Here is a 17,283-nt window from a genome sequence, read left to right as displayed (position 1 = left end):
TACGGTTATGAATGGTACGAAACGAGGGGGTTGTGCATATGGTTGTTAGAGAGAGCCCTACAGTCGAATACAAGGAAAGCGTTACGCCGACGTTTCTTAAAACGGTGAGCGCCTATGCAAACTATGGGACGGGCAAGATTGAGTTTGGCGTTGATGACGAGGGCGTGGTTGTCGGCCTTGCAGATCCGGTCGCAGAGTGTCTCCGCATCGAGAACATGATTAATGACAGCTTGGACCCCGCTCCCCGTTACACGCTCGAGCCCGATGAGAAACACGGGACCGTAATCCTTACGGTTTATGAGGGACAGGACAAACCCTATCGAAGCAAGGGAAAGGCCTACAGGCGAAACGATTCGGCAACGGTGGAGGTCGACCGGTTTGAGTATGGCAGGCTGACGCTCGAAGGCAGCAACGTAACGTTCGACGCGCTCACGTCGGCTCGCCAGGACTTGAGCTTTCATACGCTCGAGCATAAGTGTGTTGAACACCTCGGCATTTCCGAGCTAACGTCGGATATCTTGCGTACGCTCCGCTTGCTCGGCAAGGATGGCTATACCAATGCCGCGGCGATTTTAGCGGATAAGAATGATTTTCCAGGCATCGACTGCGTCCGTTTTGGCGATACCGAGGATGTGATCTTGGATCGCGAGGCGGCGACAAATGTATCCGCAATTGAGCAGGCGGACAGGGCGGTGGCTATGTTTGCACGCTACTACCGTTATGAGCGTATCGAAGGGATGGAGCGCGTCCAAACCGATCGAATTCCTCTTGAGGCATTCCGCGAAGCTGTTGCAAACGCTTTAGTGCATCGGACGTGGGACGTTCGAGCGAACGTTCAAATTGCCCTGTACGATGATCGCGTCGTTGTGACCTCCCCCGGATCGCTGCCCGCCGGTTTGACGACGGAACAATACCTGTATGGGCAGATATCCGTGCTCAGAAACCCCATCGTTGCAGAGGCCTTCTTAAAGCTGGATTACATCGAGAAATTTGGTACGGGAATTGCGCGCATTAGACGTGCCTATCGCGATTCGATCAATCAACCAATTTTTGATGTTCGCGGCGGCATGGTGGCCGTCACATTGCCCGTTACCGATGCCTTTGAAGGGTCCGAGGAAGAGGTCCAGGTTCTCAAGGCCTTGTCGGGCGGGCGAATTATGTCGCGAAGCGAGATTGAAAAACAGACGGGGCTGAGCCGCATGCGGACGTTGGCGGCACTCGAATCTCTGCTTGAACGGAATGCAATCGTAAGGCAGGGAACCGGGCGGGCCACGAAATACGAGCGCTCATAGTCCAAAAGAGCCATGGTACAAGACGGACCCCAAGCCAGCGTTGGCTTGGGGTCCGTTATATCCCGGATGGTAATGGGCCGATTATTGTCAAGTTATAGCAAAGTACAGCGACGTACAGCAAAGTATAGTGAGATATAGCAAGCCGTATAGCGCGCCTTGATTTTCAACCCTTGATTATCAACCGTCCGTATTTCACAGCAACTTATAACAGGCTCGGGGTGCCAATTTGGGGTGCAGTAGTGCTGCGCCACGAAAAGGGCCTATCTACTACGTTTAAGCCGCAGGGGTCAACCATAGTCGGTTTTTTCGAAAATCGACAAGCTGTCTACCTGCGGTTTTGTTTTCACGGTTTTCGGTATGGCCGAGGCTATCCGTGTTAACGTAATAGATGGGCCACTTTTGTGGCAAGGGGGGCCGATCTGCGGGCCAGGGTAGCTAAAAGAGCCCCGTCCCAAAAAGACTGATTGGGAGCTGGGGCGTGTCGATGCGATAGTATTACGTGGTGAAATTCGACAAACCGTGAGCTTCATCCGAGGGCTTTATGGAACAACACCAGCATAATCAGAGCCTGCAAGATCAGGCATACAACGCATTGCGCTCCAAGATCATCTATGCCGAGCTCAAGCCCGGCACGCGCCTTTCGGCGATTGGTCTGGAAAAGGAGACGGGAATCGGGCGCACGCCCATTCGCGAGTCTTTTGTGCGCTTGCGTGAGCAGGAGCTGGTGGAAACGCGTCCCAAAAGCGGCACCTATGTCTCAAAAATCAGCATGGAGCGCGCCGAGAACGCCTGTTTCTTGCGCGAGAAACTCGAGAGAAGCGTGCTCATTAAATGCTGCTCTGCCGTCACGCCCGAGCAAAAGCAGCGGCTCGAGCGGATTCTTGCCGAGTCCGAGTCGCTCGACCATAGCGAAACGCGTCGCTTTTTCGATCTGGACAACCTGTTCCATGAGACGTGTTTTGAGATTGCCGGCCGCCACATGTTGTGGGATTGGATGAAGAGCGTCAACACACATTTTGAGCGATACAACTGGTTGCGTATGGTGTCGCAGGATCTGGATTGGGAGCCGATTCGTCGGCAGCATCGCCGAATTCTCGAGGCCATTAAGAAGGGCGATACCGACGCGGCGAGCTACCTGGCAGAGACGCACCTGCATCTGATGCCCGAGGAACAGGGCCCGGTTATCGCCTTGCATCCCGACTACTTTGAGCTGTCGAAAGACTCGTCAATCTAGCCCATCGCCGCATCTGCTCGAGACACAAAAACGATGCTGCTCACCTACAGCGTTTTGCAACCGAGATTTTTAAAAAATGCCTAAAATGGCTCAGATTGCTGACAATTGGGAAACGGGGTGCGCTATGGCGCAGATGAGGATTAAGGACATTGCCGCCGAGGCGGGCGTGAGCCCGGCCACGGTCTCGCGCTATCTCAATAACCGCCCCGGGCAGATGACCGAGGAGACCCGCGCCCGCATCGCGGCGGTTATCGAGCGCACCGGCTATCGCCCACGTGCCGCCGCACGCAATCTGCGCAGCTCGCGCGCCAACCTCATCGGCGTAATCTTGGCCGACATCGCCAACCCGTTCTCCAGCGCCATGCTCGAAGGGCTTTCCGCCAGCGCCGCCGCGCGCGGCTGCTCGCTCATGACGGCCATTAGCGGCAACGACCCCGCCAAGGAAGCGGAGTCGCTCACCAGACTTATCGATGCCGGCGTGGACGGCCTGGTCGTCAACACCTGCGGAGGCAATGACGAGGCGATCGCCGCGGCAGCGGGACGCCTACCCGTTGTGCTGCTCGACCGCGATGTTGCCGATGGCGGCATCGATCTGGTGACATCTAACAACCGTGAGCTGGTCGCCGGCCTGGTAGACGCCTTGGCTGCTGCGGGCAGCGAGCGTCTGTGCCTGCTTACCGAGGCAAGCGATGACAGCCCCGTGCGTCGTGAGCGCGCTGAGGCGTTTGCCGACGAGCTCTCGCGCCGCGGCCTGGCCGGCGAGGTCGTCACCTTGGCGGACGGTGGTGCCGAGGGTGTCAGTCGCCTGGACGAGACCATCCGCGGCTATGCGGGTAAAAAGCTCGGCCTCATTGCCGTCAACGGCCTGGTCTTCCTGCGCCTGACCGAGGCACTGGCGCAGCTGGGTCCCTCGCTGCCGGCGGGCCTTAAGATCGCAACGTTTGACGATTACCCCTGGAACCACGTGCTCTTTGGCGGTGTGACCACGGCCGCGCAAGACACCCACACCATCGCCGAGCGCGTAATCGAGCGTCTGTCCGAGCGCATCGACGTCGTTACCACTACGGTGGGCGACGCCGCAAAGCTCGCCCCCAAGCGCATCGAGATCCCCGGTCACATCGAACACCGCGCTTCGACCTCGCGCTAGTCTGTGTGATATTATATAGACAATGTCATACAGGAGGTATCCATGGCTGCGTCTGTGCTGAGTGTTCGAGTGGACTCGTCAATTAAAGATTCATTTGCCGAGCTGTGCGAAGAACTCGGCATGACTTCGTCCGTTGCGGTCAATATGTTCATGAGGCAGATGTTGCGCGAGCGCTCGCTGCCGTTTGTGCCTTCACTCGGTAAAAGCTCTGCGAGCGAAAGCGCCGCAGCGGGCATTTTGGATACCGCTCAGATTGAGTCCGCCGTCCGCGAGGCAGCCAGCCCGATTCCCGCCATCAAAACCGTGATCCTATTTGGATCGTATGCCCGTGGCGAGGCGCGTGCAGATAGTGATATCGACTTGCGCCTCGAAGTCGATCGCGAGCAGGGCTTTGGTCTTTTTGCGTTGTCGGCGTTTGGCGAGGCAGTGCGCAAGGAAACCGGAAGGCAGGTGGACCTTGTCTCGAGCGATTATCTTGATGACGATCTTGCCGCGGTAATCGAGCGCGAAGGAGTGATCCTTTATGATCGCGCGTAAGTCAGACGGCCTCCGCGCCCAAGAGGTCTTGGAGGCCATCGCTGAAACGAACGAGCGCATCAAGGCTTTTGATATCACCGAGGACCAGTTTCTGCATGCGAATGACGTGCGGACGAGGGCGTTGGCGGACTCCCTTTTGATGTGCGCGCTTAGGGTGACGGAAGAAGCGGGCAAGTTGTCGGAACGCTCGCAGCGGCTTCATCCCGAAATTGAGTGGCGTGGAATTATCGGCATGAGAAATTACCTCGCGCATGATTACGGCAATGTCGACCGATCGGTTGTTTGGGATGCGGTGACGATGGAGTTTCCGGCGCTGGAACGAGCGTGTAGGCGAATTGTTTCCGAATCCGAGCGATAATCACTTGTCATACCAGCCTGTTCACACACGTTTTTTGAGCGCTTGATACGCTTTAACCCTGCGGAAACATTTTTCTGCGATAGTATCTGCGATATAGACCAGTCGAAACCCGCCCGAAAGAAAGGGGAGCGACATGAACCAGCAGAACATCGATTACGTACTCCGCTCCGTAGAGCAGCGTGATATCCGCTTTGTGCGTCTGTGGTTTGTCGACATTCTCGGCCGCCTCAAAAACTTTGCTATTAGCCCCGAGGACCTCGAGGTCGCATTTGAGGAGGGCATTGGCTTTGACGGCTCGGCCATCGAGGGCTTTGCCACGCCCGAGGAAGCCGATATGCTGGCGTTCCCCGATGCCTCGACCTTCCAGATTCTGCCGTGGCGCCCGAGCCACAACGGCGTCGCCCGCGTGTTCTGCGACGTGTGCACTCCCGATCGCAAGCCGTTTGCCGGCGACCCGCGCGATGCCCTGCGCCGCATGTTCCGCAAGGCCGAGAAGGCTGGCTATCTGCTCAACGTGGGCGCTGAGCTGGAGTATTACTACTTCCCCGACGAGCACACGCCCGAGCCGCTCGACAACGTGGGCTACTTCGATCTTTCGGTGAGCGATGCCGCTCGCGACCTGCGTCGTAACACGGTCCTCACGCTCGAGAAGATGTCCGTGCCCGTGGAGTACACCTTCCACGCCGCCGGTCGCTCACAGCACGGCATGAGCCTGCGCCACGCCGAGGCCCTGAGCATGTCCGACGCCATTACCACGGCCAAGCTCATCATTAAGCAGCAGGCTTACGAGAGCGGCTGCCACGCCTCCTTTATGCCCAAGCCGCTGGCGGGCGAGGACGGCAGCGCCATGTTTTTGCATCAGTCGCTGTTCGACCATGACGGCAACAACGTCTTTTGGGGCGAGGGCGACGAGAAGTACCATCTCTCCGACGTCGCCAAGCACTATATGGCCGGTATCTTGGCGCACGCGCGCGAGATTAGCGCCATCACCAACCCCACGGTCAATTCGTACAAGCGCATCACCACGGGCGGCGACTCCGTGCCGCAGTACGCCACGTGGGGCCTGCGCAACCGCGCAAGCATGATCCGCATCCCGGTCTACAAGCCCGGCAAGCAGCTTTCCACACGCATTGAGCTTCGCAGCCCCGATCCCATGGCTAACCCGTATCTGGTCAACGCCGTCACGCTGGCGGCTGGTCTCGACGGCATCGAGCGCAAGCTGGAGCTCCCGCCCGAGGCAACGGCCGAGACGCTCAAGCTCACCGGCCGTCAGATGCTCGAGGCCGGTTACGCGCCGCTGCCGCGCTCGCTCAAAGAGGCGCTCGACGTGTTTGAGGACTCGCAGTTTATGAAGGATGCCCTCGGCGAGCACATCCATAGCTTCTTCCTCAAAAAGAAGCGCGACGAGTGGCATAAGTTTGAGTCCACGATCACCGAATGGGAGATCAAGCACTACCTGGCGAACTCCTAATCGCGCTGGCTTGTCCCAGTACGATTGAGCTCATTTCTTTGGAGGCCGATATGTCCGAAAAGAGTGCCCTGTTCATGGCGCGCACGACGCGCTTCCACGAGTTTGCCCGCAGCTTGACGACCACCCTGGGTGTCGAGGTGAGTCTGGCCACCCCCGATTCGCCAACTGCGGCGCACGACTTTGACCTGCTGATCCTCGATTCCGATGGCATCCGCAGCGACCGCATCGATCAGATTGCCAAGTGGCTCGACGATCGCGGCGGTGTTCCCATGCTGGTGATCGTCGACGACGAGGCGCTCGGCACCCTGCGCCTGCCGAATCATGCGCATGCCGACTTTGTATGTCCCACGGCGACGCCCAACGAGCTCAAGGCTCGTGCACAGCGTCTGATGGGCGAGGAGGAGCCCGTCGCCTCCGATGATGTGCTCAACATCGATAACCTTGAGATCAACCTGGCCACCTACCAGGTGACACTCGATAGCGAGCCCATTGACCTGACGCTGATGGAGTACTCGCTGCTGAGTTTTTTGGCGACGCATCCCAACCGCGCCTACAGCCGCGAGGTACTGCTGCACCGCGTGTGGGGCTTTGAGTACTGCGGCGGTACGCGCACCGTCGACGTGCATATCCGACGCATCCGCTCCAAGGTGGGCCCGCAGATCGCGGCGCACATCACCACCGTCCGCGGCGTGGGCTATCTGTTTAAGGACTAGCAAGTAAATAGAGGGCAATGTGAGGGTACCGGAGATTTCTCCAGTACCCTTTTCTCGTTTAGGGCGAAAAGAAGACCTTTCACCGATTAAAAGTGTGTCAGTAAAAACAATATCAAACGTATAACACTATCTAGAGAATATCATTTAGTTACCGTATCTCCCTACTACACGGATGGAGGAAGAAATGCGTTATTCGAGAAAGGTGATTGTCGGATTCATAGTGTTGCTTGCCGCCCTGATGTCTCCAAGGTTGGTTTTTGGAGACGACGACTTGGTCCGTGTCACACCGCAAATAGCTGTGGAGCAAGCGCAGGCTTTCTTTGATGATGTATCGGATGAGCCGGTGACCGCTTGTGACCCAGTAAAAATGGTGAATTCCGATGGGGAATCAATCGGGTATATCGTTCGTGCGAAGCGGGATGACGTTAACTATGGCTACGTCGTATTTGATTCAGAGCGATCTTGGTGGATCAGCGAATACTGCTTGGCTCCGAACGCTCTTTTACCTATCGAGAGTGCAAGCGAAGAAATTGCACTCCTCGCATCCTCGGATAACGTCGTTGCGTTAAAGATTGACGAGCTAACTGTTGGCGTTGCCGACTTAGATAAAAACATTGTTTTAGACGCAAGTGGAAAAAAAGTACCAAATAAATTGTCCTCGGGAGGCAATCGCAGCGGATCGCCGGAACATTTCGATGACGTTTTTGTATCTGCCAAGGATTTGTATAAACAGGGATATGTTGTTGATGCGAGCAAAACGGTTTCGGGAATAATAACGCCAACGCAAACAGAAGTTATCAAAGAAACGGGGACTTATGCTTGCGCTGTTTCGGCAATGTTTGCAGTTAGCAGTCACTATGTGACTTTGAACCGCCTTAAATTGTCCGATTTATACTCGGAGCTTTGGAGGCTGTCGGGGACATGGGAAGAAGAAGAAAAGAAATATGATCAAGCGACTGGTCTGTACTTTACTCAAGGCAAGACTTCTCCTGATAAACCCGCTCCGGCCTTAAAGGAGTTTTGTGCAAGACGAGGCAAGGAGCTTGAGACGTCATTCGTTTGGTATCCGTCATGGGATTCCTTTAGGGTGAATACCGACTCGGGGAATCTGAGTATTTTCTCTGGAAGGCTCCGGTCAAATGGCAGCGGGCACGCAATGGCAGTTGTGGGCTACGTGGCAATGCATAACACATACTCGAATGCCAAGAAGTACCTGCTTGTTGTTTGGAATGGATGGACAAACCAGCTACAGTTTCTTCCATATGACGTATCAATTTACACGTCTCACGATGGCACATATTGCAAGGGTTGATTGTACTCGTGAACGGCGACAAGTTCATTCGAAGGGCAATGCTCCTATTGGTGCTTTCCTTTGCTTTGCTCACCGCAGCGAGCTTCTTTCTGTTAAGGGCGACTAATGGGGGAGAAAACGACACGGTTGTTGCAGTCGAGGTGCGCGCTCTATCGGATGTTCATAACGGGCAATTTGAGGCGCTTATGCCAAGTGGTTGCCGTAAGAGAATCGATATGCGCCGTAAGTCAAGTTCCGGATATGTCTCAGGGTTGAAAGCAGGTGATAAATGGATTCTAGTTTTTGTGGAAGATAAGGAACTTGACGGGACTGTTCTGTATCCCCATTCAGCTGAGAAAGTCAAATCAAGTAGACAAGGGGAATGAAGAATGATTGATAGAAAGCAGTTCTTAGGTCTGATGGCGGGGGCTCCTATTTTGATGCGAGCCGGGATGGCAGAAGCCGTGGAGTTGCCGGACGCTCAGAAGCGATTGACGCTCGTGGTCGACACGGTGGTCAGAGATGAAAATGGCAATGAAAAAACGCGAACAAGAAGCAGAGAGACTATTTTCACGCCAGAGAGCAAAACTGTGTCTGCCGACGCTATGGCCGGTGATGTCATAACAATCCAGAGGGAATCAGATGAAACGTTGCCGCTGCTTGCCAAGATTGAGCTCACAGTCGCTTATTATAACGATAAAACAGAAATTGAGATTCGTTCCGGAAAGTACTCGATAGTCCAAATCGATCCGCTTGTGATGTATGCAAACGCTTGGTATGCGCTCATGCAGAAAGATAAATATGTGATGAACTACTTCGCAGAAGGCGAAGCATCATATGGAACGGGGTGGGGGCCAACGCCATACGACGCGGAGAAGGATAAGTGGACGTGCGGATCAGGCATGGGCGCGACGATTACGGACTTCATTAACGATTCAACATATAGCTTTGCTATCGACTGTTATATCGAATAGACATGACGGCATAAAACGAATTGGCCTATAAGCATGTCATTACTTAAGCAAAGCTGAAATCTTGGCATCTAGTGCTCGGGACTGCCCAGCTTGGGGTACAACTCAACGTGAACAATGATGGCCCGCCACATGTTTGGCGGGCCTTTGGTTATTTGACGAAAGGATCGCAGCTATGAGCGAGTACGATTCCCAGCGTCCCCAGGATGCGGGCAACGCCGGCGAGACCCAGCAGCAGCCGCGCGTGCAGGTGGAGTCGACGCCTGCCGATGGCAGTAACATTCCTTACGTGCAGGCCTACGACACGCAGACCGGAAAGCCGCTGGGCAGCCAGCAGGTTGTAAACAAGCACACCGTGGTCAAGACTAAGACCAAAAAGCTGCCGATCTTTATTACGGCGCTCGCCGGCTGTGCATGCGGCGCCCTGCTGGTCATTGCGCTCATTATGAGTGGCACGCTCAACATTGGCAGCGGAAAGAATGCCGTGACGGCGGGTGCTTCGGGTTCATCGACGCAAAAGATTACGATCGACTCCGAGGACACCACGCTGGCCGAGGCCGTCTCTGCCAAGGCGCTGCCCTCCGTGGTTTCCATTACCGCCACTTCGAGCGGCGGCCAGAATGGCTCGCTTTCGCAGTCTGCCGACGAGTCGGACGGCTCGGGCAGCGTCGGTTCGGGCGTTGTGCTCGATACCGAGGGCCACATCCTCACCAACAACCACGTGGTCGATGGCTATGACCAGTACGTGGTGACCATGGACGACGGCACCACCTACGAGGCCGAGTTCGTGGGCAACGATGCTTCGAGCGACCTAGCCGTCATCAAGCTCAAGGATGCTGACGCCTCTAAGCTCACGCCGATCGAGATCGGCGACTCTTCCAAGCTCAACGTGGGCGAGTGGGTCATGGCGATCGGCTCGCCGTTCGGCAACGAGCAGTCTGTCTCCACGGGTATCGTGTCGGCGCTGTATCGCTCCACGGCCATGAGCTCTACCAACGGTAACACCATCTATGCCAACATGATCCAGACCGATGCCGCCATCAACCCGGGCAACTCCGGCGGCGCGCTCGTTAACGACAACGGTGAGCTGGTGGGTATCAACTCGCTCATCGAGAGCTATTCGGGCTCCAGCTCGGGCGTGGGCTTTGCTATTCCCGTTAACTACGCCAAGAACATTGCCGACCAGATCATCGACGGCAAGACGCCGGTGCATCCGTACCTGGGCGCCACGCTTTCGAGCGTCAACGCGCTCAACGCCCGCACCAACAAGCTGAGCACCGATAGTGGCGCGTATGTGGCGAGCGTCGTCGAGGACGGCCCCGCCGCCAAGGCCGGTATCCAGGAGGGCGACGTCATCACCAAGCTGGGCGATGACGAGATTACGAGCGCCGATGGCCTGATCATCGCGCTGCGCAGCCACGAGGTGGGTGAGAAGGTCGAGATCACGCTCATGCGCGGCAAGGAAGAGAAAAAGGTTACCGTCGAGCTGGGTTCCGATGAGAAGCTGCAGAATCAGCAGCAGGACGACAGCGCGACCGACACCGGCAACGGCGGTATTACCGACGAGCAGCTGCGCCAGTATCTGGAGGAACTGCTGGGCAAGCAAGGGCAGGGCCAGAGTCAAGGCTACGGCCAGGGTTACTAACGAGCCACTCCACACATACCGATGCCAGAGGGGGCTGTCCCATCAACGTGGGACAGCCCTTTTTTCTTATTGATCCGTTGGGGACGGAGGAAAACGGATCATTTGGAACTGACAGGGGCATGGTTTGATCGCGCGATCCACCCCAGTCTGGCGGCTGCCGATTCGGTGCGGTTCGAGACCGCTATTCGGCCTCATTGCGACCGGTGGTACTCTAGTATCCGTTTGAAATCGAGCGAAGGAGTGCCGCTATGGAGCAATCGAGCCTGTTTGGTGACGGCGTGGACATCGATACCGAAACGCCCGCGAGCACGGATACCGCCGTACCGGCCGATGCCCGTGCCCAGGCGGCAGCGCGTGCGGCCGAGCTGCGCCACGAGCTCGATTACCACGCCTATCGCTACTACATGCTCGATGCGCCCGAGATCACGGACGCCGCCTTTGACAAGATGCTCGTTGAGCTGCAGGAAATTGAGGCCACCTACCCCGACCTGGTGACGCCCGACAGCTATACCCAGCGCGTGGGCGGGTACGTGAGCGAGCAGTTTACGCCGGTCACGCATATGGCGCGCATGTATTCCATGGACGATGCCATGGATCTGGACGAACTCGACGCGTGGCTCCAGCGCACCGAGGATGCGCTCGGTGCCGGCAGCGTCACCTATACCTGCGAGCTTAAGATCGACGGCCTGGGCGTGGCGCTTACCTACCAAAACGGCACCTTCGTACGCGCAGCCACACGCGGCGATGGCACCACGGGCGAGGACGTGTCGCTCAACGTCCGTACCATCAAGGATGTGCCCATGCACCTGTCCGAGCCGGCGCTCGCCCACATGGGCGCCGACCGCGAGCGCACCATCGAGGTCCGTGGCGAGGTCTATATGCCCAAGGGCAGCTTTGTGCGCCTGAACGACGAGGCCGATGCCGAGGGGCGCGACCCCTTCGCCAACCCGCGCAACGCTGCCGCCGGCAGCCTGCGCCAAAAGGACCCCAAGGTCACGGCGCGCCGCGATCTCGCTACCTTTATCTATGCCATCGCCGATACCGATCCGCTGCACGTCCACAGCCAGCGCGAGTTCCTCGATTGGCTGCGTAGCGCCGGCTTTAGCGTCAACCCTAACGTGGCTCGCTGTGCCACACCCGCCGAGGTCCACGAGTTCTGTGCCCAGGCGCTCGAACACCGCGGTGACCTGGACTACGACATCGACGGCGTGGTCGTAAAGGTCGACAGCTTCCAGCAGCAGCTCGACCTGGGCTTTACCGCCCGCGCACCGCGCTGGGCCATCGCCTTTAAGTTCCCGCCCGAGGAAAAGCAGACCGTCCTGCGCGAGATTCGCATCCAGGTGGGCCGCACCGGTGTGCTCACACCGGTCGCCGAGTTCGACCCGGTGACGGTTGCCGGCTCCACCATCGCGCGCGCCACGCTGCACAACATCGACGAGATCCGTCGCAAAAACGTGCGCGAGGGCGACACTATCATCGTGCACAAGGCGGGCGACGTGATTCCCGAGGTCGTAGGTCCGGTGCTCGATAAACGCCCGGCCGATTCGGTCGACTGGCACATGCCCGAGGTCTGCCCCGTGTGCGGTAGCCCCGTGGTCCACGAGGATGGCGAGGTTGCCTACCGCTGCGTGTCCATCGACTGTCCCGCACAGCTCAAGGAGCGCCTGCTTCACTGGGTAAGCCGCGGCTGCATGGACGTCGACGGCCTGGGCGACGAGATCGTCGACAAGATGATCGCTGCCGGCCTGATCCACGATGTCGCGGACTTCTACCAGCTCACGGTCGACGACATCGCAGGCCTGGACACAGGGCGCGTGTACGCTAGCTCCAACAGCAAAAAGGGCGTCAAGAAGGGCGACCCCATCCCGGTGGGCCTCAAGACGGCCGAGAAAATCATCGCCGAGCTCAACAAGTCCAAGAGCCAGCCGCTCGGTCGCGTGCTGTTTGCCCTGGGCATCCGCCACGTGGGCAAGAGCGTGGGCGAGGTCATCGCCGAGCGATTCCTGTCGATTGATAAGCTCATCTTGGCGAGTGAAGAGGACATCGCCGAGTGCGAGGGCATCGGTCCCAAGATTGCGGCGAGCGTCAAGCAGTTCCTGGCCGTGCCCGAAAACCTTGCCGTGCTGGAGCGTTTGCGCCAGGCGGGTCTGTCGCTCGAGGTCGACTTGGGCGCCGCGCATGCACAAGCCGCAGCCGACGCGGGCGTGGCGGGCGAGCTCGCCGATGCACAACCGCTCGCGGGTCTGACCTTCGTGCTCACCGGCACGCTCGTCAACCGCACCCGCGACGAGGCAGGCGCGGCGCTCAAGGTGCTCGGCGCCAAGGTCTCGGGCAGCGTGTCCAAGAAGACGAGCTATCTGGTTGCCGGCCCCAAAGCGGGCTCCAAGCTCACCAAAGCCGAGCAGCTGGGCGTACCCGTGCTGGACGAGGACGCCCTCGAGCAGATCCTGGCGACTGGTCAGGTGCCGGAGGCTTAAGGCGTCGATAACCAAATTGAAGAACCGCCCGGAAGCACGATGCCTTCCGGGCGGTTCTTACTTTGCTGGGGCAACCGGCACCGTGATCTGCGTCACGTAGGTTGCCGGGTCGTCGCTGATGATGTCATCGATCAGGGCAATCTCGCGTTGCCCCGCTACGCCACCAACTTGTCAAAAGCCCCGCGGCGGTTGAGTACGGTAAATGCAATCACGCAAATGACCGCCGACAGAATGGACCCGCACGGCGAAGCGATGCCCATGGGAAACAACGTATCGGAATAGGCGTTCGACAGCAGCCACGCGCCCGGCACGCGAATGAGCGCCACCGCCAGCACGTTGTGCGCAAAGCCGATGTAGCTCTTGCCGTATGCAGCGAAAAAGCCGCTAAAGCAAATGTGGATGCCGGCAAAAATCGCGTCGAAAATGTAGCTGCGCATATAGCCGGTGCCGGCGGCGACTACTGCAGCGTCCTTGGCAAAAAAGCCGATAAACGCCGGCGCCACCAGCCACATCAGCACCGTGATCAGGCAGCCGTACACTACCGAGATCGTCATGGCGTCCTTGAGCACCTGACGCGCGCGGTCGCCCTTGCCCGCGCCGGCGTTTTGCGCCGTGAGTGCGCTGACGGTGGCGCCCATGGAACTCGGCACAATGAATAAAAAGCTGATCATCTTCTCGACCAGGCCCACGGCGGCGGCGTCGACGAGCCCTCGGTGGTTGGCGATGACGGTGATAAACATAAACGCCACCTGGATGCAGCCGTCCTGTACGGCCACGGGCACGCCGATCTTAAGAATGCTGCCGAGCACCTCGGGCTGGGGACGCAGGTCGCTGCGCTTAACGTGAATGTTCGTGCGGCGGCTCTTGAGCCACACGAGCGCAAGGGCAACGCTTGCCGTCTGGGCGGTTACCGTGCCGAGTGCCGCGCCTACGGGACCGAGTCCCATGTGGCCGATAAACAGAAAATCGAGTGCGATGTTGATGATGCATGCCACGCCGATCACGTACATGGGCGAGCGCGAATCGCCCAGGCCGCGAAAGATGGCCGAGAGGATGTTGTATGCGGCGATAAACGGAATGCCGACAAAGCAGATGCGCAGGTAGGCGGCAGTGCCTTCGACCGCTTCGACTGGCGTGCCAATGAGTGCCACGATCTGCGGGCACAGTGCGAGCAGGACAGCGGCCAGCACCACCGAGACGCCCATAAAGAGCGTGATGGTGTTGCCGATGGCAGCCTCGGCGCGGTCAAAGCGGCGCGAACCCACGGCGTGGCCGACGATGACCGTCGTTCCCATGGCCAGGCCCACAAGCGCCACGGTAATGATATAGAGCGTCTGCGCGCCATTGCCCACGGCGGTGATGCCGGCAGCGCCGCTAAACTGCCCCATCATGTACAGATCGGCCATGCCGTAGAGCATCTGCAAAAAGTACGAGAGCATATAGGGCAGGGCAAAGACCGCGATGGTCTTGAGGACATTGCCGCGTGTGAGGTCGTGTTCCATGGGCGGGGCTTTCTGGCTGGGTTTGTTTACGTACCAGTGTAGTGAAAACCCTACAACGATTGTAGAGTCAAGGTTTGTGCTGGCATCGGGGTGAAAAAGTCACGCTCCGAGCACAATGCTTTGACCTCTTCGTGCCCCTCACCTCGCCTCAAACCATCACAACATTCGACGTTTTTTGCCAAAAACGGGAAAAGCATCGAATGTTGTGATGGTTTTTCTACCACTCGACCGGGTGGAATCGCTTTCTTGCGCACGAAGGTGTGCGGACCCGTGGGCAGGGGAATAAGGTTGGTTATCCGACTCCATTGGAGGGCTCATGGACCTGCCGATCGTCCTGTCCCATAAGACTGCCTGGCTGTACCACAACGTGGCGCGCCCGTCCGAGCCGCTCTCGCGAGCAAGCAGTCTATACGATGAGGACTCGCTTGCTAACGAGGCGGAGCCGACCGCGAGCCTGCCCAAATTGGGACTCGATGCCAAGGGGCTGAGGGCTTCGACGGCAGTTGGGATCGCTACTGACTATCTGGTTTCGCTTGGTATTCCACGAGAAGAGCTCAATCATATCGATACGCTCGTCAACTTCGATTTTGAGCGCTCGACGCCGGCTGGATTTAGGTGCCATGTGTTTGGGGCGCCGGTACCTCCAGGGCATCTTATCGAGGTGGCAGAGGGCCTTCTGGTGGTTGATGAGGTCATGTGCTTTGTCCAGGCGGGTTCGTGGATGAGCGAGCCCGAGCAGTTGGAATATGGCTACGAAATCTGTGCCCGATACCATCTGAATCATCTGTCGACAGGCGATTATATCGAGATGGGGCAGAGGTATACCGTTGCCGACTTGATTGCCTATTGCAATGAGAACCGATCTCGTCAGGGGGCCATACGCGCGGCCGCCGTGCTCAAGCGCGTGCACGATGGCGCGCGATCGCCCATGGAGACGGCTACCACAATCATGGTCGTAGCAAAACGTTCCCAGGGCGGGCTAGGATACGTCAAGGTTGAGCTCAACCATCGGGTCGATGTTCCCAACGAGTTCAAGTATCTCGCAAAGGCCGGGTTTTTCGAGATCGACGTATATGCGCCTGCGAGCGGTACGGGGATTGAATACAACGGTTCGGACCATCTTGATAAACAGCGCAGCGCGTCGGATGCGGAGCGCATGACCGTGCTGAGCGCGCTGGGCTTTAGGATGATCGTTCTCACCGGGACTCAGTTTGCCCATCAGCTGCAATTGCACCGGGCGATGAACGCCATCGCACTCGCGATAGGCCTTAAGTGCGACCGAAGCGAAGCGTTCCAAAAGCGGCAGAACGACCTGCGAGAATTCGTGATTCGGCACTGGGACAGCGGTCTTTAGGGGCGCTTTGGTCCTTCTGCGGGGCGCTGCGGGTAGGCGTACCATCACAACATTCGACGTTTTTTGCCAAAATCGGGAAAAGCATCGAATGTTGTGATGGTTTGCGTGCTGAGGATGGGCTTGGGAAGCCGGTCTTGCTCGAAGCGACCTGTCCTGTCGTACGGGTGTCGGCAGGATTCTCCCGTGGGGTATTATGTTTTCCGAAGAATAAAACGCCGCGTGAGGGGAGGGCTGCGTGGACGGGCACGTGCAACATGACGGCTTTGGCCGCGATATCAACTACCTGCGCATTGCCGTTACCGACAAGTGCAATTTCCGTTGCATTTACTGCATGCCGGCCGATGGCGTGGCACCCCGCGCACACGATGAGCTTCTCAGCGCCGAGGAGATTGCCCGCTTTGTGCGCTTGGTGGCGGGGGAGGGCATTCGCCGCGTGCGCCTGACGGGCGGCGAGCCGCTGGTCAGCCGCCGTATCATCCCGCTTATTCGCGACATCCGCGCGATCCCGCAGATCGAGGACATCTCGCTTACCACCAACGGCGCCTTGCTGCCCAAGCTGGCGCCGCAGCTCAAAGACGCGGGGCTTAACCGCGTCAACATCTCGCTCGACACGCTCGACCCTACGCTTTTTGGAAAGATCACGCGCCTGGGTCGACTCGAGCAGACCGTGGCTGGCATCGACGCGGCGCTGGCTTGGGGCTTTGAGCCCGTTAAGGTCAACTGCGTTGTGGTGCGCCGACTCAACCAGGATGTGGCGGCTCTCGCGCGTCTGACTATCGACCGTCCCATTCACCTGCGCTTTATCGAATACATGCCTATTGGCGACGAGCACACGAGCTCGCATTGCGCTGTGGACCCGCATGCGCCCGCGCTCAATCCGGCGCTGTGGGATGCGAGCGATACCGTGCCGAGCGACGAGCTGCGGGCGCGCATCAATGCCGGGGCCGCCGCGGTGGGTCTGGGCGAGCTCGAGCCGCTCGACATCAACGACGCTCCTGCCGGTGCGGGCCCTGCGCGCTATTGGCACTTTCCGGGCGCGGTGGGAACGGTCGGCTTTATTAGCGCCATGTCTAACCATTTTTGTGCGAATTGCAACCGTCTGCGCCTGACGGCCGATGGCAACGTGCGTCCGTGCCTGTTCAGCGATGCCGAGTATTCGGTGCGCGACGCCCTGCGCCGTGGTGATGATATGCAGGTACTTTCGATTTGGCGCGATGCCGTCGCCCACAAACCGCAGGAACACGCGATAATTGAGGGCACGCAACGATTTATGTCCCAAATCGGAGGATGA

At 58.2% G+C, this 17,283-nt stretch carries 15 protein-coding genes; 14 read left to right on the top strand and 1 reads right to left on the bottom strand.

Annotation, left to right across the window (positions count from 1 at the left end; translation table 11 throughout):
• The first annotated feature begins 38 nt into the window (after positions 1 to 38).
• The 12 genes from DXB53_RS03725 (at position 39) to ligA (ending at position 13,136) form a co-directional block, all read left to right on the top strand.
• Positions 39 to 1,292, top strand: a complete 1,254-nt coding sequence (locus DXB53_RS03725; RefSeq protein ID WP_117583367.1) for an ATP-binding protein — start codon at positions 39 to 41, stop codon at positions 1,290 to 1,292.
• 541 nt (positions 1,293 to 1,833) lie between these two features.
• Positions 1,834 to 2,526 (top strand): GntR family transcriptional regulator, encoded by a 693-nt coding sequence (locus DXB53_RS03720; RefSeq protein WP_117583366.1) that lies wholly within the window; start codon positions 1,834 to 1,836, stop codon positions 2,524 to 2,526.
• A 124-nt stretch (positions 2,527 to 2,650) separates the two neighbouring features.
• Positions 2,651 to 3,673, top strand: coding sequence for a LacI family DNA-binding transcriptional regulator (locus DXB53_RS03715; protein ID WP_158549297.1), 1,023 nt, complete (start codon positions 2,651 to 2,653; stop codon positions 3,671 to 3,673).
• A 42-nt stretch (positions 3,674 to 3,715) separates the two neighbouring features.
• A complete protein-coding gene (locus DXB53_RS03710) occupies positions 3,716 to 4,210 on the top strand; it encodes a type II toxin-antitoxin system RelB/DinJ family antitoxin (RefSeq protein WP_117583364.1) in 495 nt (164 codons plus the stop codon).
• Positions 4,197 to 4,568 carry a DUF86 domain-containing protein gene (locus tag DXB53_RS03705; protein ID WP_117583363.1) on the top strand — a complete coding sequence of 124 codons (372 nt, stop codon included), beginning with the start codon at positions 4,197 to 4,199 and terminating at the stop codon, positions 4,566 to 4,568. The genes DXB53_RS03710 and DXB53_RS03705 overlap by 14 nt, the downstream gene beginning before the upstream one ends.
• 133 nt (positions 4,569 to 4,701) lie before the next feature.
• On the top strand, positions 4,702 to 6,039 hold the full coding sequence (locus DXB53_RS03700) for a glutamine synthetase family protein (RefSeq protein ID WP_117583362.1): 1,338 nt from the start codon (positions 4,702 to 4,704) through the stop codon (positions 6,037 to 6,039).
• A 50-nt stretch (positions 6,040 to 6,089) separates the two neighbouring features.
• The gene (locus DXB53_RS03695) at positions 6,090 to 6,752 is read left to right on the top strand and encodes a response regulator transcription factor (protein ID WP_117583361.1); all 663 of its coding nucleotides are present in this window, start codon (positions 6,090 to 6,092) and stop codon (positions 6,750 to 6,752) included.
• Between the two features lie 184 nt (positions 6,753 to 6,936).
• Positions 6,937 to 8,064 (top strand): hypothetical protein, encoded by a 1,128-nt coding sequence (locus DXB53_RS03690; protein WP_117583360.1) that lies wholly within the window; start codon positions 6,937 to 6,939, stop codon positions 8,062 to 8,064.
• Positions 8,065 to 8,072: 8 nt separating this feature from the next.
• Positions 8,073 to 8,429: a hypothetical protein gene (locus tag DXB53_RS09880; RefSeq protein ID WP_117648531.1), complete on the top strand. Its 357-nt coding sequence runs from the start codon at positions 8,073 to 8,075 to the stop codon at positions 8,427 to 8,429.
• A 3-nt stretch (positions 8,430 to 8,432) separates the two neighbouring features.
• Positions 8,433 to 9,017, top strand: coding sequence for a hypothetical protein (locus DXB53_RS03685; protein ID WP_117583359.1), 585 nt, complete (start codon positions 8,433 to 8,435; stop codon positions 9,015 to 9,017).
• A 172-nt stretch (positions 9,018 to 9,189) separates the two neighbouring features.
• Positions 9,190 to 10,659 carry a S1C family serine protease gene (locus DXB53_RS03680; protein WP_117583358.1) on the top strand — a complete coding sequence of 490 codons (1,470 nt, stop codon included), beginning with the start codon at positions 9,190 to 9,192 and terminating at the stop codon, positions 10,657 to 10,659.
• A gap of 248 nt (positions 10,660 to 10,907) precedes the next feature.
• Positions 10,908 to 13,136: an NAD-dependent DNA ligase LigA gene (gene ligA, locus DXB53_RS03675; protein ID WP_117583357.1), complete on the top strand. Its 2,229-nt coding sequence runs from the start codon at positions 10,908 to 10,910 to the stop codon at positions 13,134 to 13,136.
• A gap of 155 nt (positions 13,137 to 13,291) precedes the next feature.
• Here ligA and DXB53_RS03670 read toward each other — a convergent pair whose 3' ends face one another.
• Positions 13,292 to 14,638 carry an MATE family efflux transporter gene (locus DXB53_RS03670; RefSeq protein WP_117583356.1) on the bottom strand — a complete coding sequence of 449 codons (1,347 nt, stop codon included), beginning with the start codon at positions 14,636 to 14,638 and terminating at the stop codon, positions 13,292 to 13,294.
• 316 nt (positions 14,639 to 14,954) lie between these two features.
• Between DXB53_RS03670 and DXB53_RS03665 the strand changes: the two genes are divergently transcribed.
• The gene (locus DXB53_RS03665) at positions 14,955 to 15,992 is read left to right on the top strand and encodes a hypothetical protein (RefSeq protein ID WP_117583355.1); all 1,038 of its coding nucleotides are present in this window, start codon (positions 14,955 to 14,957) and stop codon (positions 15,990 to 15,992) included.
• 235 nt (positions 15,993 to 16,227) lie between these two features.
• On the top strand, positions 16,228 to 17,283 hold the full coding sequence (gene moaA, locus DXB53_RS03660; protein ID WP_233503793.1) for a GTP 3',8-cyclase MoaA: 1,056 nt from the start codon (positions 16,228 to 16,230) through the stop codon (positions 17,281 to 17,283).

It is taken from the genome of Collinsella sp. OM04-5, from assembly GCF_003439125.1.
Classification (GTDB): Bacteria; Actinomycetota; Coriobacteriia; order Coriobacteriales; family Coriobacteriaceae; genus Collinsella.
Note: the sequence above shows the minus strand (reverse complement) of the source record. Positions and strands in the feature narration are given on the sequence as shown.

What these genes read in the sequence shown, in the direction of transcription:
- DXB53_RS03695 (WP_117583361.1), top strand. Translation starts at nt 6,090, where the DNA reads ATGTCCGAAAAGAGTGCCCTGTTCATGGCGCGCACGACGCGCTTCCAC.
- DXB53_RS03700 (WP_117583362.1), top strand. Translation starts at nt 4,702, where the DNA reads ATGAACCAGCAGAACATCGATTACGTACTCCGCTCCGTAGAGCAGCGT.
- DXB53_RS03665 (WP_117583355.1), top strand. Translation starts at nt 14,955, where the DNA reads ATGGACCTGCCGATCGTCCTGTCCCATAAGACTGCCTGGCTGTACCAC.
- DXB53_RS03705 (WP_117583363.1), top strand. Translation starts at nt 4,197, where the DNA reads ATGATCGCGCGTAAGTCAGACGGCCTCCGCGCCCAAGAGGTCTTGGAG.
- DXB53_RS03680 (WP_117583358.1), top strand. Translation starts at nt 9,190, where the DNA reads ATGAGCGAGTACGATTCCCAGCGTCCCCAGGATGCGGGCAACGCCGGC.
- DXB53_RS03690 (WP_117583360.1), top strand. Translation starts at nt 6,937, where the DNA reads ATGCGTTATTCGAGAAAGGTGATTGTCGGATTCATAGTGTTGCTTGCC.
- DXB53_RS03725 (WP_117583367.1), top strand. Translation starts at nt 39, where the DNA reads ATGGTTGTTAGAGAGAGCCCTACAGTCGAATACAAGGAAAGCGTTACG.
- DXB53_RS03685 (WP_117583359.1), top strand. Translation starts at nt 8,433, where the DNA reads ATGATTGATAGAAAGCAGTTCTTAGGTCTGATGGCGGGGGCTCCTATT.
- DXB53_RS03710 (WP_117583364.1), top strand. Translation starts at nt 3,716, where the DNA reads ATGGCTGCGTCTGTGCTGAGTGTTCGAGTGGACTCGTCAATTAAAGAT.
- DXB53_RS03715 (WP_158549297.1), top strand. Translation starts at nt 2,651, where the DNA reads ATGGCGCAGATGAGGATTAAGGACATTGCCGCCGAGGCGGGCGTGAGC.
- DXB53_RS03720 (WP_117583366.1), top strand. Translation starts at nt 1,834, where the DNA reads ATGGAACAACACCAGCATAATCAGAGCCTGCAAGATCAGGCATACAAC.
- ligA (WP_117583357.1), top strand. Translation starts at nt 10,908, where the DNA reads ATGGAGCAATCGAGCCTGTTTGGTGACGGCGTGGACATCGATACCGAA.
- DXB53_RS03670 (WP_117583356.1), bottom strand. Translation starts at nt 14,638, where the DNA reads ATGGAACACGACCTCACACGCGGCAATGTCCTCAAGACCATCGCGGTC.